At 68.2% G+C, this 13,591-nt stretch carries 15 protein-coding genes; 8 read left to right on the top strand and 7 right to left on the bottom strand.

The window, feature by feature from the left end; translation table 11 throughout:
• Positions 1-18 precede the first annotated feature (18 nt).
• The 3 genes from C6Y14_RS32240 to C6Y14_RS32250 form a co-directional block, all read right to left on the bottom strand.
• A complete protein-coding gene (locus C6Y14_RS32240; RefSeq protein ID WP_107020424.1) occupies positions 19-1,050 on the bottom strand; it encodes an alanine racemase in 1,032 nt (343 codons plus the stop codon).
• Between the two features lie 75 nt (positions 1,051-1,125).
• Complete coding sequence (locus C6Y14_RS32245; protein WP_107020425.1) at positions 1,126-2,247, bottom strand: lipid II:glycine glycyltransferase FemX; 1,122 nt, start codon at positions 2,245-2,247, stop codon at positions 1,126-1,128.
• Positions 2,248-2,406: 159 nt separating this feature from the next.
• A complete protein-coding gene (locus C6Y14_RS32250; protein ID WP_107020426.1) occupies positions 2,407-2,721 on the bottom strand; it encodes a hypothetical protein in 315 nt (104 codons plus the stop codon).
• A gap of 275 nt (positions 2,722-2,996) precedes the next feature.
• Here C6Y14_RS32250 and rpsF point away from each other — a divergent pair, with 275 nt between their 5' ends.
• The 4 genes from rpsF (at position 2,997) to rplI (ending at position 4,748) form a co-directional block, all read left to right on the top strand.
• Positions 2,997-3,287 (top strand): 30S ribosomal protein S6, encoded by a 291-nt coding sequence (gene rpsF, locus C6Y14_RS32255; protein WP_028804085.1) that lies wholly within the window; start codon positions 2,997-2,999, stop codon positions 3,285-3,287.
• Between the two features lie 78 nt (positions 3,288-3,365).
• On the top strand, positions 3,366-3,986 hold the full coding sequence (locus C6Y14_RS32260; protein ID WP_107020427.1) for a single-stranded DNA-binding protein: 621 nt from the start codon (positions 3,366-3,368) through the stop codon (positions 3,984-3,986).
• A gap of 60 nt (positions 3,987-4,046) precedes the next feature.
• A complete protein-coding gene (gene rpsR, locus C6Y14_RS32265; protein WP_003949403.1) occupies positions 4,047-4,283 on the top strand; it encodes a 30S ribosomal protein S18 in 237 nt (78 codons plus the stop codon).
• A gap of 18 nt (positions 4,284-4,301) precedes the next feature.
• The gene (rplI, locus tag C6Y14_RS32270; RefSeq protein WP_107020428.1) at positions 4,302-4,748 is read left to right on the top strand and encodes a 50S ribosomal protein L9; all 447 of its coding nucleotides are present in this window, start codon (positions 4,302-4,304) and stop codon (positions 4,746-4,748) included.
• A 180-nt stretch (positions 4,749-4,928) separates the two neighbouring features.
• On the opposite strand, the gene C6Y14_RS32275 is transcribed toward rplI, so the two are convergent.
• A complete protein-coding gene (locus C6Y14_RS32275) occupies positions 4,929-6,266 on the bottom strand; it encodes an MATE family efflux transporter (protein ID WP_107020597.1) in 1,338 nt (445 codons plus the stop codon).
• Between the two features lie 459 nt (positions 6,267-6,725).
• Between C6Y14_RS32275 and dnaB the strand changes: the two genes are divergently transcribed.
• Both dnaB and C6Y14_RS32285 read left to right on the top strand, forming a co-directional pair.
• Positions 6,726-8,207 (top strand): replicative DNA helicase, encoded by a 1,482-nt coding sequence (dnaB, locus tag C6Y14_RS32280; protein ID WP_107020429.1) that lies wholly within the window; start codon positions 6,726-6,728, stop codon positions 8,205-8,207.
• Between the two features lie 73 nt (positions 8,208-8,280).
• Entirely contained in the window at positions 8,281-9,669 is a 1,389-nt protein-coding gene (locus C6Y14_RS32285) for a serine hydrolase domain-containing protein (protein WP_107020430.1), read from the top strand.
• 125 nt (positions 9,670-9,794) lie between these two features.
• Here the strand turns inward: C6Y14_RS32285 and C6Y14_RS32290 are convergent, their stop codons facing one another.
• The gene (locus C6Y14_RS32290; protein WP_107020431.1) at positions 9,795-10,247 is read right to left on the bottom strand and encodes a GNAT family N-acetyltransferase; all 453 of its coding nucleotides are present in this window, start codon (positions 10,245-10,247) and stop codon (positions 9,795-9,797) included.
• A gap of 63 nt (positions 10,248-10,310) precedes the next feature.
• Positions 10,311-10,775, bottom strand: coding sequence for a MarR family winged helix-turn-helix transcriptional regulator (locus C6Y14_RS32295; RefSeq protein ID WP_107020432.1), 465 nt, complete (start codon positions 10,773-10,775; stop codon positions 10,311-10,313).
• 138 nt (positions 10,776-10,913) lie between these two features.
• On the opposite strand from C6Y14_RS32295, the gene C6Y14_RS32300 reads away from it, so the two are divergent.
• Complete coding sequence (locus tag C6Y14_RS32300; protein ID WP_107020433.1) at positions 10,914-12,140, top strand: MFS transporter; 1,227 nt, start codon at positions 10,914-10,916, stop codon at positions 12,138-12,140.
• Positions 12,141-12,214: 74 nt separating this feature from the next.
• Complete coding sequence (locus C6Y14_RS32305) at positions 12,215-12,634, top strand: GlcG/HbpS family heme-binding protein (protein ID WP_107020434.1); 420 nt, start codon at positions 12,215-12,217, stop codon at positions 12,632-12,634.
• An 89-nt stretch (positions 12,635-12,723) separates the two neighbouring features.
• Here C6Y14_RS32305 and C6Y14_RS32310 read toward each other — a convergent pair whose 3' ends face one another.
• Entirely contained in the window at positions 12,724-13,590 is an 867-nt protein-coding gene (locus tag C6Y14_RS32310; RefSeq protein ID WP_107020435.1) for a GNAT family N-acetyltransferase, read from the bottom strand.
• Between the last annotated feature and the right edge of the window lies 1 nt (position 13,591).

Raw genomic sequence — 13,591 nt, forward strand, 5'->3', positions numbered from 1 at the left:
GCGCGGGGCGCCCCGCGGTCAGCGCTCCACGACGCGGTCGAACTGCGTGGTGGTGTGCCGAAGATGGGCCACCAGTTCCTCGCCGACCTTCGGCTCGGGAGCGTCCGAGGGCACGAAGAGGATCGAGACCTGCATGTGCGGGGGCTCCGCGAACCAGCGCTGCTTGCCGCCCCAGACGAACGGAGAGAGGTTCCGGTTGACCGTGGCGAGGCCGGCCCGGGCGACGCCCTTGGCGCGCGGCATGACGCCGTGCAGGGCCTTGGGGGCCTCCAGACCCACCCCGTGCGACGTACCGCCCGCCACGACGACCAGCCAGCCGTCCGAGGCGACCTTCTGCTGCCGGTAGCCGAAACGGTCGCCCTTGGCGACGGCCGAGACGTCCAGGACGGCTCCGCGGTACTCGGTCGCGTCGTGGTCCCCCAGCCACAGCCGCGTGCCGATACGGGCCCGGAAGCGGGTCTGCGGGAACTGCTGCTGCAGCCGGGCCAGCTCGTCGGCCTTGAGATGGCTGACGAACATCGTGTGCAGCGGCAGCCGCGCCGCGCGCAGCCGGTCCATCCAGCCGATGACCTCCTCGACGGCGTCCGAGCCGTCGGTACGGTCCAGGGGCAGGTGGATGGCGAAGCCCTCCAGGCGCACGTTCTCTATGGCGGCGTGCAGCTGCGGCAGATCCCGCTCGCTCACCCCGTGCCGCTTCATGGAGGACATGACCTCGATGACGACACGGGCGCCCACGAGGCCGTAGACGCCGTCGACGGACGAGACGGACCGGATGACACGGTCGGGAAGCGGTACGGGCTCCTCGCCCCGCCTGAACGGCGTCAGCACCAGAAGGTCGCCGCCGAACCAGTCCTTGATCCGCGCCGCCTCGTAGGTCGTGCCGACGGCCAGGACGTCCGAGCCCAGGCGGGTGGCCTCGTCGGCGAGCCGCTCATGGCCGAAGCCGTAGCCGTTGCCCTTGCAGACGGGGACGAGTCCCGGGAACTGCTCGGACACGTGCTTGTGGTGCGCCCGCCAGCGTGCGGTGTCGACGTAGAGCGTGAGCGCCATGGCCGGACCTGGAACCTTTCTCGTGGCAGCGGTGTAGCAGCGTATGTCGGTGGTACGAAGACGAATTCTGGTGCGTCAGCGGCGCGACATGTAGATGTCGAGCGCCTTGTGGAGCAGTTTGTTGAGCGGGAAGTCCCACTCCCCGATGTATTCGGCGGCCTGTCCGCCAGTACCCACCTTGAACTGGATGAGGCCGAAAAGGTGATCGGTCTCGTCCAGCGAGTCGGAGATGCCGCGCAGGTCGTAGACGGTCGCGCCGAGCGCGTAGGAGTCGCGGAGCATCCGCCACTGCATGGCGTTCGAGGGCCGGAACTCCCGCCCGATGTTGTCGGAGGCGCCGTAGGAGTACCAGACGTGCCCGCCGACGACCAGCATCGTCGCGGCGGACAGGTTCACACCCTCGTGCCGCGCGAAGTACAGCCGCATGCGGTTGGGGTCCTCGGTGTTGAGGGCCGTCCACATCCGCTGGAAGTACGCGAGCGGCCGGGGCCGGAAGTGATCGCGCAGCGCCGTGATCTCGTAGAGGCGCTGCCACTCCTCCAGGTCCTGGTAGCCGCCCTGGACGACCTCGACGCCGGCCTTCTCAGCCTTCTTGATGTTGCGCCGCCAGAGCTGGTTGAAGCCCTTGTGGACGTCCTCAAGCGACCGGTTGGCCAGCGGCACCTGGTAGACGTAGCGGGGCTGTACGTCGCCGAAGCCCGCCCCGCCGTCCTCGCCCTGCTGCCAGCCCATGCGCCGGAGCTTGTCGGCGACCTCGAAGGCGCGCGGTTCGATGAAGTCGGCCTCGATGTCGCGCAGGCGCTTCACGTCCGGGTCCTGGATGCCCCTCTTGATCGAGGTGGCCTCCCAGCGCCGGATGATCACCGGCGGGCCCATCTTCACGGAGAAGGCACCCTGCTGCTTGAGGTGCGCGAGCATCGGATCCAGCCACTCGGTCAGATTCGGCGCGAACCAGTTGATGACCGGGCCCTCGGGCAGATAGGCGAGATACCGCTTGATCTTGGGCAGCTGGCGGTACAGCACCAGGCCCGCACCGACGATCTCGCCGGACCTGTCGTCGAACCATCCGAGGCTCTCGGAGCGCCACTCCGCCTTGACATCTGCCCAGGCGGGGACCTGCATGTGGCTGGCCGCGGGCAGGCTCTGGATGTACGCCAGATGCTGCTCGCGGCTGATGGTCCTCAGGGTCAGGCTCATTGTGGGGCGCTCCTCGGCTGGTGTGTCCCCATGGGTACAGGGGCTCCGGCTCTCGCGCCGAAGCCTACTGCGCCCTGCGAGCGCCCCGTCTGGCCGTATGCGTCCCGGGCCCCGGCCGGTGCGCGGCCGGGGCCCCTTGAGACGTGATGGGGGGCGTCGTCAGCCGATGACGCCGCCGAAGAGGCCGCCGTGCGCCATGCCGAGGAGGAAGCCGACGGCGGAGGCACCCAGACCGAGGATCAGTCCGAACCGTTCCCTGGTGGTCTCGGAGACGAACTGTCCGTACGCGCCGGTGATGATGCCGATCAGCCCCGCCCACGAACTGAGCAGATGGAGGCTGTGGAACATCGCGGAGACGAAGGCCGTCAATCCGAGGACCAGCGTCACGGCGAGCAGCGTGTCCTGGAGCGGATGCGGCTTGTGGTCGGTGGCGAAGAGAGAACCGGCGGTGTTGGGTCGCAATGTCTGTGCCATCTGGCACCTCCTGCGGAAGGTGGCGCATCGTAGCGCCATACACACCCGATGAGTACAGACTGAGGGTCACCGGGCCCGGATTTCAACCGGAAGCCGGTGAGCGGGTAGTCTGTAGCGTCTGCACCGGTGTCTGCCCAGGCCACGGCACGGTCCCTCGCTCAGTTCACTGATCGGCGGTCCGATTGTCAGTGGCTGCCGATACCGTTGCGAACGCATCACAACCCTCCTGCCACGGAACGACCGTGGCCGCTGAGTCCAAAGGAGGTGGGTTACACATGCGTCACTACGAAGTCATGGTCATCCTCGACCCCGATCTCGAAGAGCGTGCTGTCTCGCCGCTGATCGAGAACTTCCTCTCCGTCGTCCGTGAGGCGAACGGAAAGGTCGAGAAGGTCGACACGTGGGGCCGTCGTCGTCTCGCGTACGAGATCAAGAAGAAGCCCGAGGGCATCTACTCGGTCATCGACCTGCAGGCCGAGCCTGCGGTCGTCAAGGAGCTCGACCGCCAGATGAACCTGAACGAGTCGGTCCTCCGGACCAAGGTCCTCCGTCCCGAGACCCACTGAGCTTTCCAGCTCAGCTGAACTCGGGCATCGAGTAGCAGCACCAAGCAGCCAGCAGCAAACCCGCCGAGAGGTTCCCCCATGGCAGGCGAGACCGTCATCACGGTCGTCGGCAATCTTGTCGACGACCCCGAGCTGCGCTTCACCCCGTCCGGTGCGGCGGTCGCGAAGTTCCGTGTCGCGTCCACTCCCCGCACCTTCGACCGTCAGACCAACGAGTGGAAGGACGGCGAAAGCCTGTTCCTGACCTGCTCGGTCTGGCGTCAGGCGGCGGAGAACGTCGCGGAGTCGCTCCAGCGAGGCATGCGCGTCATCGTGCAGGGCCGGCTGAAGCAGCGGTCCTACGAGGACCGTGAGGGCGTCAAGCGCACGGTCTACGAGCTGGACGTCGAGGAAGTCGGCGCCAGCCTGAAGACCGCCACGGCCAAGGTCACCAAGACCACCGGCCGAGGTGGCCAGGGCGGTTACAGCGGCGGCGGCGGTGGCGGCGGCCAGCAGGGCGGCAGCTGGGGCGGAGGCTCCGGCGGCGGTCAGCAGCAGGGCGGCGGCGGTGCTCCCGCCGACGACCCCTGGGCGACCAGCGCTCCTGCGGGCGGCGGCAACCAGGCCGGCGGCAGCGGTGGCGGCGGCGGTGGCTGGGGTGGAAACTCCGGCGGCTCCGGCGGTTCCGGTGGCGGCTACTCGGACGAGCCCCCCTTCTAGGCCCAGGGCCGAAGAGGGTGGGCCGTACCCACACTTCTTGATCAAACAGGAGAGACACACATGGCGAAGCCGCCTGTGCGCAAGCCTAAGAAGAAGGTCTGCGCATTCTGCAAGGACAAGGTCACGTACGTGGACTACAAGGACACGAACATGCTGCGGAAGTTCATTTCCGACCGCGGCAAGATCCGTGCCCGCCGCGTGACCGGCAACTGCACTCAGCACCAGCGTGACGTCGCCACGGCCGTGAAGAACAGCCGTGAGATGGCGCTGCTGCCCTACACCTCCACCGCGCGATAAGGGAAGGGTGACCGAAACATGAAGATCATCCTCACCCACGAGGTCTCCGGCCTCGGTGCCGCGGGCGACGTCGTCGACGTCAAGGACGGCTACGCTCGCAACTACCTGATCCCGCGGAGCTTTGCCATCCGCTGGACCAAGGGCGGCGAGAAGGACGTCGAGCAGATCCGTCGTGCTCGCAAGATCCACGAGATCGCGACGATCGAGCAGGCCAACGAGATCAAGGCGCGCCTTGAGGGCGTCAAGGTCCGCCTGGCCGTCCGCTCCGGCGACGCCGGCCGTCTCTTCGGCTCCGTCACCCCGGCCGACGTCGCTTCGGCGATCAAGGCTTCCGGTGGCCCCGAGGTCGACAAGCGCCGCATCGAGCTGGGCTCGCCGATCAAGACGCTGGGCGCTCACGAGACGTCCGTGCGTCTGCACCCCGAGGTGGCCGCCAAGGTCAACATCGAGGTTGTCGCAGCCTGACCGCTGCGCTCAGCAGAGCTGAAAGAAGGGCCGCACCCCGCGTGGGTGCGGCCCTTCTTGCTGTTCTGTCTTGATGCTCCAGGTCGATCTTGCTCCAAGTTGATCAATGTCTTGTTTCACGTGAAACGGAAGTGTCCCGGTTTCACGTGAAACAACAGGGCCGTGTTTCACGTGAAACAGTCAGCGCGTAGCGCCCGTGACGATCCAGCGGCCCGAGCGGGTGCGCAGCCACAGGGTCAGCATGCGGACGGTCATCATGAGGGTCATCGCCGCCCAGACGGCGGTGAGACCGCCACCGAGGGTGGGAATGAGCAGCGCCACCGGAGCGAAGACCGCCAGGACGAGCACCATGGCCCGCGCCAGGTACGGGCCGTCACCCGCGCCCATCAGTACGCCGTCCAGGACATAGACGATGCCGCAGATCGGCTGGGAGAGCGCCACCATGAGCAGTGCGGGCAGCGCGATGTCGTGGACGGCCGAGTCGCTGGTGAACAGCGGAAGGAACAGGGGGCGGCAGGCGATCACCAGGCCGCCGAGCACGACTCCGACGGCGACACCCCACTCCACCATGCGTCGACAGGCTTCACGGGCTCCTTGGGTGTCGCCCGCGCCGAGGTAACGCCCGATGATGGCTTGCCCCGCGATGGCGATGGCGTCGAGCGCGAAGGCGAGCAGGCTCCACAGGGACAGGATGATCTGGTGGGCCGCGATGTCGGCGTCCCCTAGGCGCGCGGCGACAGCGGTGGCGATCATCAGCACCGCTCGCAGGGAGAGGGTGCGGACGAGCAGGGGTGCACCGGCTTGGGCGCAGGCGCGTATCCCGGCAGCGTCGGGTCGCAGGGAGGCGCCGTGTTTACGGGCGCCGCGGACGACCACGAAGAGGTAGGCGGCGGCCATTCCGAACTGGGCGATGACGGTTCCCCAGGCGGAGCCGGCGATGCCGAGGTCCGCGCCGTAGACGAGGCCCGCGTTCAGGACCGCGTTGGCGACGAAGCCGGCGATGGCGACATAGAGCGGTGTCCTGGTGTTCTGCAGACCCCGCAGTACGCCGGTGGCGGCAAGGACAATGAGCATCGCGGGGATGCCGAGCGCCGAGATGCGCAGATACGTGATGGCGTAGGGCGCGGCGGTGTCCGAGGTCCCGAAGAGTTCCACCAGCGCGGGTGCGGTGGGCAGGAAGACGGCGATGACAGCGATGCCGAGCAGCAGGGCGAGCCAGATACCGTCCATCCCCTGGCGGATGGCGGCCTGAAGGTCGCCCGCCCCGACGCGTCGGGCGACGGCGGCCGTGGTGGCGTATGCGAGGAAGACGAAGATGCTCACGGCCGTGGTGAGGAGAGCTGACGCGACTCCGAGGCCGGCGAGTTGGGCGGTGCCGAGATGGCCGACGATGGCGGTGTCGGCCATGAGGAAAAGAGGCTCGGCGATGAGCGCGCCGAAGGCCGGAACGGCCAGCGCGACGATCTCTCGGTCGTGCCGTCGCCGGGTGGCCTTGGGGGCCGCTGGAGCCTGTGTCATGCACATCAATCTAATCTTCCACAGGTAAGAGATGCAACTATCCTGTGCCCCTTACTGGCAAACTCGTGCGACGTACCACCGCGCGCCATTCGCATCGATCTTGGCCCGAGTCGGAAAGTTTTTCTTCTGCACAGCCGGTGGACGGGGTATGTGCAGGTCAGAGCCGGTGTGGAAAACAGGCTGAGGGCTTGTTCACAGGGCTGTCCACCGGGTCGTGCACAGGTTTTGCGGAGTTCTCCACAGCATCGGGGCCGTCGTCCACATGGCCTGTGGATAACCAGATTGGCTGACGGTGCCCGCGGGCCTACCGTGGTGCGGCACCCTCTCCCTCCTCCGTCCTCGGAAACCTCGCAAAACCGACGCGTCAGAACCGGAGTTGGGCGTCTCATTTGTCAGTGTCGTGCCGTAGGAATAAAGGGCATGGCGAGGTCCGCTCGGCGGACGGGAGGAGGTGGCCCGGTGAGTATTTCCGAGCCCTTGGACGACCCGTGGGCCGACAGCGGTCCCAGTGACCGTCTGCCCGCCTCCCGACAGCGCCGCGACGGTGGCGGCCGGAGCCGGGAGGACCAGCACGACCGCGGTTCGGACAGCGGTGGCTGGGACGGCGGGGGATCGTCCTTCGAACGGGTGCCACCACAGGACCTGGACGCGGAGCAGTCCGTCCTCGGCGGCATGCTGCTCTCGAAGGATGCCATCGCCGACGTGGTCGAGGTGCTCAAGGGCCACGACTTCTACCGGCCGGCGCACGAGACCGTCTACGGCGCGATTCTCGACCTCTACGCCAAGGGCGAGCCGGCCGACCCGATCACGGTCGCCGCCGAACTCACCAAGCGCGGCGAGATCACCAAGGTCGGCGGCGCCTCGTATCTGCACACACTGGTCCAGACGGTCCCGACGGCGGCCAACGCCGAGTACTACGCGGAGATCGTCCACGAGCGGGCGGTCCTGCGCCGCCTGGTCGAGGCCGGTACGCGCATCACGCAGATGGGTTACGCGGCCGACGGCGACGTGGACGAGATCGTCAACAGCGCCCAGGCCGAGATCTACGCGGTCACCGAGCAGCGCACGACCGAGGACTATCTGCCGCTCGGCGACATCATGGAGGGCGCGCTCGACGAGATCGAGGCGATCGGTTCGCGCTCGGGGGAGATGACCGGTGTGCCGACCGGCTTCACCGACCTCGACCAGCTGACAAACGGTCTGCACCCCGGTCAGATGATCATCATCGCGGCCCGTCCCGCGATGGGTAAGTCGACGCTGGCGCTGGACTTCGCCCGAGCCTGCTCCATCAAGCACAACATGCCGAGCGTGATCTTCTCGCTCGAAATGGGCCGCAACGAGATCGCCATGCGTCTGCTGTCCGCCGAGGCGCGCGTGGCCCTGCACCACATGCGCTCCGGCACTATGACCGACGAGGACTGGACCCGGCTCGCCCGCCGGATGCCGGACGTCTCGGCCGCTCCCCTCTACATCGACGACTCCCCGAACCTGTCGATGATGGAGATCCGGGCCAAGTGCCGCCGCCTCAAACAGCGTGCCGACCTGAAGCTCGTCATCATCGACTACCTGCAGCTGATGCAGTCGGGCGGCAAGGGGCGTTCCGAGAGCAGGCAGCAGGAAGTCTCGGACATGTCGCGAAACCTGAAGCTGCTGGCCAAGGAGCTGGAACTGCCCGTCATCGCGCTGTCCCAGCTGAACCGTGGTCCCGAGCAGCGCACGGACAAGAAGCCGATGGTCTCCGACCTCCGTGAATCCGGTTCCATCGAGCAGGACGCGGACATGGTGATCCTGTTGCACCGCGAGGACGCGTACGAGAAGGAGTCACCGCGCGCGGGCGAGGCGGACATCATCGTGGGCAAGCACCGTAACGGCCCGACGGCCACCATCACGGTCGCTTTCCAGGGCCACTACTCCCGCTTCGTGGACATGGCACAGACCTGATCTCTCCTCAGGAGAAACCAGGTCGGGGCCGAATGCGCTCGACGTGGGACGTCGGGGCAGATGGACTGGGGCCATGACGACGACTTCCGCCGAAGAACTCCTGCCTGCCACCCGCCGGGCCCTGCTGCACAGAATCGCCACCGCTCAAGCGCAGGGGCGTGCGCCGTCGTTGGTCGCGGCGGTGGTGCGGGGCGGGCACGCGGTCTGGCACGGGTCCCGTACCTCGGTGGACGGGCACGGACCCGACGAGAACGTGCAGTACCGCATCGGGTCCATCACCAAGACCTTCACGGCCGTCCTGGTCCTGCGGCTGCGGGACGAAGGCCTGCTCGACCTCGGTGATCCGCTGGAGAAGCATCTCCCGGGAACCGGCGCGGGAGAGGCGACGATCGCCGAACTCCTCGCACACACAGCCGGGTTGGCGGCGGAGTCGCCCGGGCCCTGGTGGGAGCGCACCCCCGGATCGCTGCGTCCCGAACTCGCCGACGTCCTGGGCGAGCAGCCGCACCGGCATCCGGTCGGCCGGCGGTTCCACTACTCGAACCCCGGCTACACGCTGCTGGGCGCATTGATCGAGGAACTGCGGGGCGCTCCCTGGGAGGAGGTCCTGCGCGGCGAGGTGCTCGAACCGCTGAAACTGCACCGGACGACCGGACAGCCGCAAGCGCCTCATGCGGGTGGCTGGGCCGTGCACCCCTGGGCGGACGTCATGCTTCCCGAGCCGGTCGAGGACCTTGGACTGATGGCACCGGCCGGTCAGCTCTGGTCGACCAGCGGCGACCTGGCGCGCTTCGCCGTCTTCCTCGCACGGGGCGACGACCGGGTGCTGAGTGCGGAGTCCGTACGGGAGATGCGGACGCCCGCCGCGCCCGCCGAACCGGAGGAGGTGGCGGCCGGTGCCGCGTACGGGCTCGGTATGCAGGTTCAGCATCGGAACGGCCGGACCCTGGTGGGGCACGGCGGTTCCCTCCCGGGCTTTCTCGCCGGGCTCATGATCAGCGTCGAGGACGATATCGCCGCCGTCGTTCTCGCGAACTGCACCTCGGGTCCACCGGTGGCGACGGTCGCCGCCGACCTCGTGAGGATCGTCGCGGAGGCCGAGCCCCGGATTCCCGAGCCGTGGCGGCCGCTGCCCGAAGTCGACCGGACCGTACTTGAGTTGGCCGGGCCCTGGTATTGGGGAACGCATGCTTTCGCGCTGCGCCTCACGTCCGACGGGGGTGTGACGCTCGGGCCCCTGGCCGGCAATGGCCGGCGCTCGCGTTTCCGTGCCGAGGGCGACGGGACCTGGACCGGGCTCGACGGCTACTACGCCGGTGAGCTTCTACGGGCCGTAGAGGGGCCTGGCGGGTCGGTGACCCACCTGGACCTCGGCTCGTTCGTGTTCACCCGTCAGCCGTACGGTGAAGGCGCTCCGATCCCGGGTGGAATGGACCCCGAGGGGTGGCGGGGGATCAAGTAGCCGCCTTACCGGACCCACCGCGTGGAGTGCTGTGCCGAGGGGTGTCGTGTTTCACGTGAAACACGACACCCCTCGGCACACCGTGCAATGTCATGACCTCTGACCCGATGTCACCGGGACGGGTCTCAGAGCTGCAGCTTGAACCCGACGTGTGACGCGGTGAAGCCCAGGCGCTCGTAGAACCGGTGTGCATCCGTCCGCGTGGCGTCCGATGTCAGCTGTACCAACTGGCAGCCCTCGCTTCGGGAGAGATCCACGGCCCACTCGATGAAACGGGTGCCCAGACCGCTGCCCCGCTCGTCGGCGTGCACGCGTACGGCTTCGATGATCGAGCGCGTCGCTCCCTTGCGGGACAGCCCGGGAACGATCGTCAGCTGGAGCGTGCCGACGACCCGGCTCTCCCGCACAGCGACGACCACGTGCTGGTTCGGATCCTTGCTGAGGCGTTCCAGTGCGGCCAGGTACGGCGTGAGGTCGTCCGGCGACTCACGCTGCGAGCCCAGCGGGTCGTCGGCGAGCATCGCGACGATCGCGGGGATGTCATCGGCGACCGCGGGGCGTATCTCAAGATCTCCCATGGCGTCAGCCTAGGCAGCTGTGCGGAACGAGAACGGCACAGCCGCTTCCACTCGTGGACCTGCCTACGCGGGCGCGGGCAGGCTGGCCGACTCCACCACGCGAACCAGCGGGGCCAGCTCAGGGCTCCTGGCCGCCTCGTCCAGCGCCTCCCGCAGGGCGACGTCGTTGGTGGGCCGAGCCTCCTCCAGGAGCTTGAGCCCCGCATCGCTCACGTTCGTGTAGATGCCACGGCGGTCGGTCGGGCACAGGTAGCGCGAGAGCAGGCCTCGGTCCTCCAGTCGGGTCACCAGTCGTGTGGTGGCGCTCTGGCTGAGGACGACCGCGTCGGCGACCTGCTTCATCTGCAGATGGCCGCCGTCGCCGTCGTGCTGGCGGCTGAGGACGTCGAGAAGCGAGTACTCGCGCACGCTCAGACCGTGCCGCGTCTGCAGGGCTCGTTCGATGTGCGCCTCGATCCTCCCGTGCAGCAGAGAGAGGGCGCACCAGCCCTGAGCGAGAGCGGTGAGCGCGGGGTCCGTCGCTGTCATGGCATTTCCTCCGTCCCGGAGTGGCTGACACCAGGATAGGGCACGGCCGCAATATCCTGCGCTTGCACTTAACCCGCGTCTGCAACTATTGTGAACGCACGTAAAGTGCTCCTGCAATCTTCCTGGAAGGTCGTCCCCATGCCTCTCGCGCTTCTGGCCCTCGCGATCGGGGCCTTCGGAATCGGAACCACCGAGTTCGTGATCATGGGCTTGCTGCCCGAGGTCGCCGGCGACTTCGGTGTCTCCATCCCCACCGCGGGTTTCCTCGTGACCGGCTACGCGCTCGGAGTCATGTTCGGCGCGCCCCTCATGACCGTGCTCGGCACCAAGATCTCCCGCAAGCGGATGCTGATGCTGCTGATGGGACTCTTCATCGTCGGCAACCTGATCTCCGCGGTCGCCCCCACCTTCACCGTCATGCTGATCGGACGCGTGATCGCCTCGCTCGCGCACGGTGCCTTCTTCGGCATCGGTTCGGTCGTCGCAGCCGACCTGGTCGCGCCGGACAAGAAGGCCGGCGCCATCGCCATGATGTTCACCGGCCTGACCGTCGCCAACGTCGTCGGCGTACCGCTGGGCACCCTCATCGGACAGTCCGCAGGCTGGCGCGTGACCTTCACGGTCGTCGCCGCGCTGGGCGTCCTCGGCCTGGCCGGCATCGCCAAGCTGGTACCCGACATGCCCAAGCCGGAAGGCGTGCACCTGCGTCACGAACTGGCCGCCTTCAAGAACGTCCAGGTCCTGCTCGCCATGGCGATGACCGTGCTCGGCTTCGGCGGAGTCTTCGCGGCGATCACCTACATCGCACCGATGATGACCAACGTCACCGGTTACGCCGACGGCTCCGTCACCTGGCTGCTCGTCCTCTTCGGCCTCGGCATGGTCGGCGGCAACCTCATCGGCGGCAGGTTCGCCGACCGCGCCCTGATGCCGATGCTGTACGTGTCACTGGGCGCCCTCGCGGTCGTACTCGCCCTGTTCACCCTCACCGCGCACAACAAGATCGCGGCGGCCGTGACCATCACGCTGATCGGGGCCCTCGGGTTCGCCACCGTTCCGCCGCTGCAGAAGCGGGTGCTCGACCAGGCGCACGGCGCTCCCACTCTCGCCTCCGCCGTGAACATCGGTGCCTTCAACCTCGGCAACGCCCTCTCGGCCTGGCTCGGCGGCGTCGTGATCGCGGCCGGCATGGGCTACACCGCCCCCAACTGGGTGGGCGCCGTCCTGGCCGCCGCCGCCCTGCTGCTCGCTGTCCTGTCGGCCGCGCTGGAGCGCCGTTCAGGCTCGGCCGATTCCGTGGAGCCGGCCGCTGTGAAGGCGGAACAGGCCCTCTCCGTGCAGCAGCAGGCTGTCGTCCACAACTGAGCGCGGGCCGTCATCCACAACTAGGAGTCGGCCGCCATCCCCCACACCGCACCACCTCGCAAGGAGAGACCCTCATGAGCACCACCACCGTCACCCCGCTGACCATCCAGGACGCCGAGGCGCTCGTCACGGCCGCCCGTCGTGCCGCGGAAGCCGCGGACGTCAAGGTCAGCGTCACGGTCCTCGACGCGGGCGGCCACCTGCTCGCCTTCCGGCGCGACGACCGAGCGGTGCTGATCTCGGGCGAGACCAGCACCCGCAAGGCCTACACGGCACTGCAGCTCGGCACTCCCACCGCGGATCTCGTCGAGGCCGTCCAGCCCGGAGGGCTCTTCCACACCCTGCCGACCGCGCTCGACCGTCCGCTCCTGTTCATCGCCGGCGGTGTGCCGGTCCACCGTGACGGCCGCCTGATCGGCGCGATCGGAGTCGGTGGCGGTGCACCGGAGCAGGACCACGGGTTCGCCACGGCCGCGGTGCAGACCCTCGCCTAGAAGGGCAGGCGCCCGGAGCGCGCTGTACCGGCGAACCGCCCGCTCATCCCTGAGCGGGCGGTTGCTCGTTTCAGGCCGTGTCGCCGGGTTTAGCCCGCGGCCACGGTGAGCGGAGCGAACCGCCGTGTCCAGTCGCCGGGCAACTCCCCGATGCCGTACGTCATGACCGCGTTGAAACTCACGGAGGCGAGACCGCGCTCCTTGACCCATGCCAGCAGTTCCTCATGGCGTACGTCGATGTCCGTGCGCAGGGGAAGGTCGGTACGCGAGGCCAGGGAGGCGATGAGCGCCTTCGCCGTCTCGGTGTTCCGGGCGATCAGCGGGCCCACGACCTGGGTGTCCATGTTGGGCCAGGCGGCCGCGTAGCCGATGATCCGGCCGTCCTCCTCCGCGACGCGCAGTTGGTCGGAGAAGGCGGGCAGCCGCGTGATCATGTGTGTCCGGTCCGCGCCGAAGACCTTCTCGTCGAGGCGGAGGATCGTGACAAGGTCCTCGGCCGTGGCCGCGCGCGTGGCCACCTCGGGCTCCGGGCTCCGCGGGCTGAGGCGGCCACGGACCATCTCAGCGCGCCCGATGGTCTTGAAGCCCAGTTCCTCGTACAGAGGGCGTCCGTACGGCGTGGCGTGCAGGGTCACCGGGATGGTCCCCAGGTCGGCCACGACATGGCGCATGAGGTGGCGTCCGATGCCCTGACGGGCGTACCGCTCGGCGACCAGCACCATGCCGATGGCTGCCAGATCCGGCTGCTCCCGGGGCCCGTAGGCGGTCACGACGCAGGCGGCGACAAGGCCTCCGCCGGGGTCGTCGATGCCGTAACCCGTCCCGGCCGTGAGCAGCAGACCCCACTTGTGTTCCTCGCGGGGCCAGCCCCGGTTCTCGGAGAGGTCGGCGCAGGCGGAGAGATCGCGGGGCGTCAGACGGCGCATGGGCAGAGCGGCGAGGGAAGGAGTCGGCACG

Source organism: Streptomyces dioscori, assembly GCF_003024195.1.
GTDB lineage: Bacteria > Actinomycetota > Actinomycetes > Streptomycetales > Streptomycetaceae > Streptomyces > Streptomyces dioscori.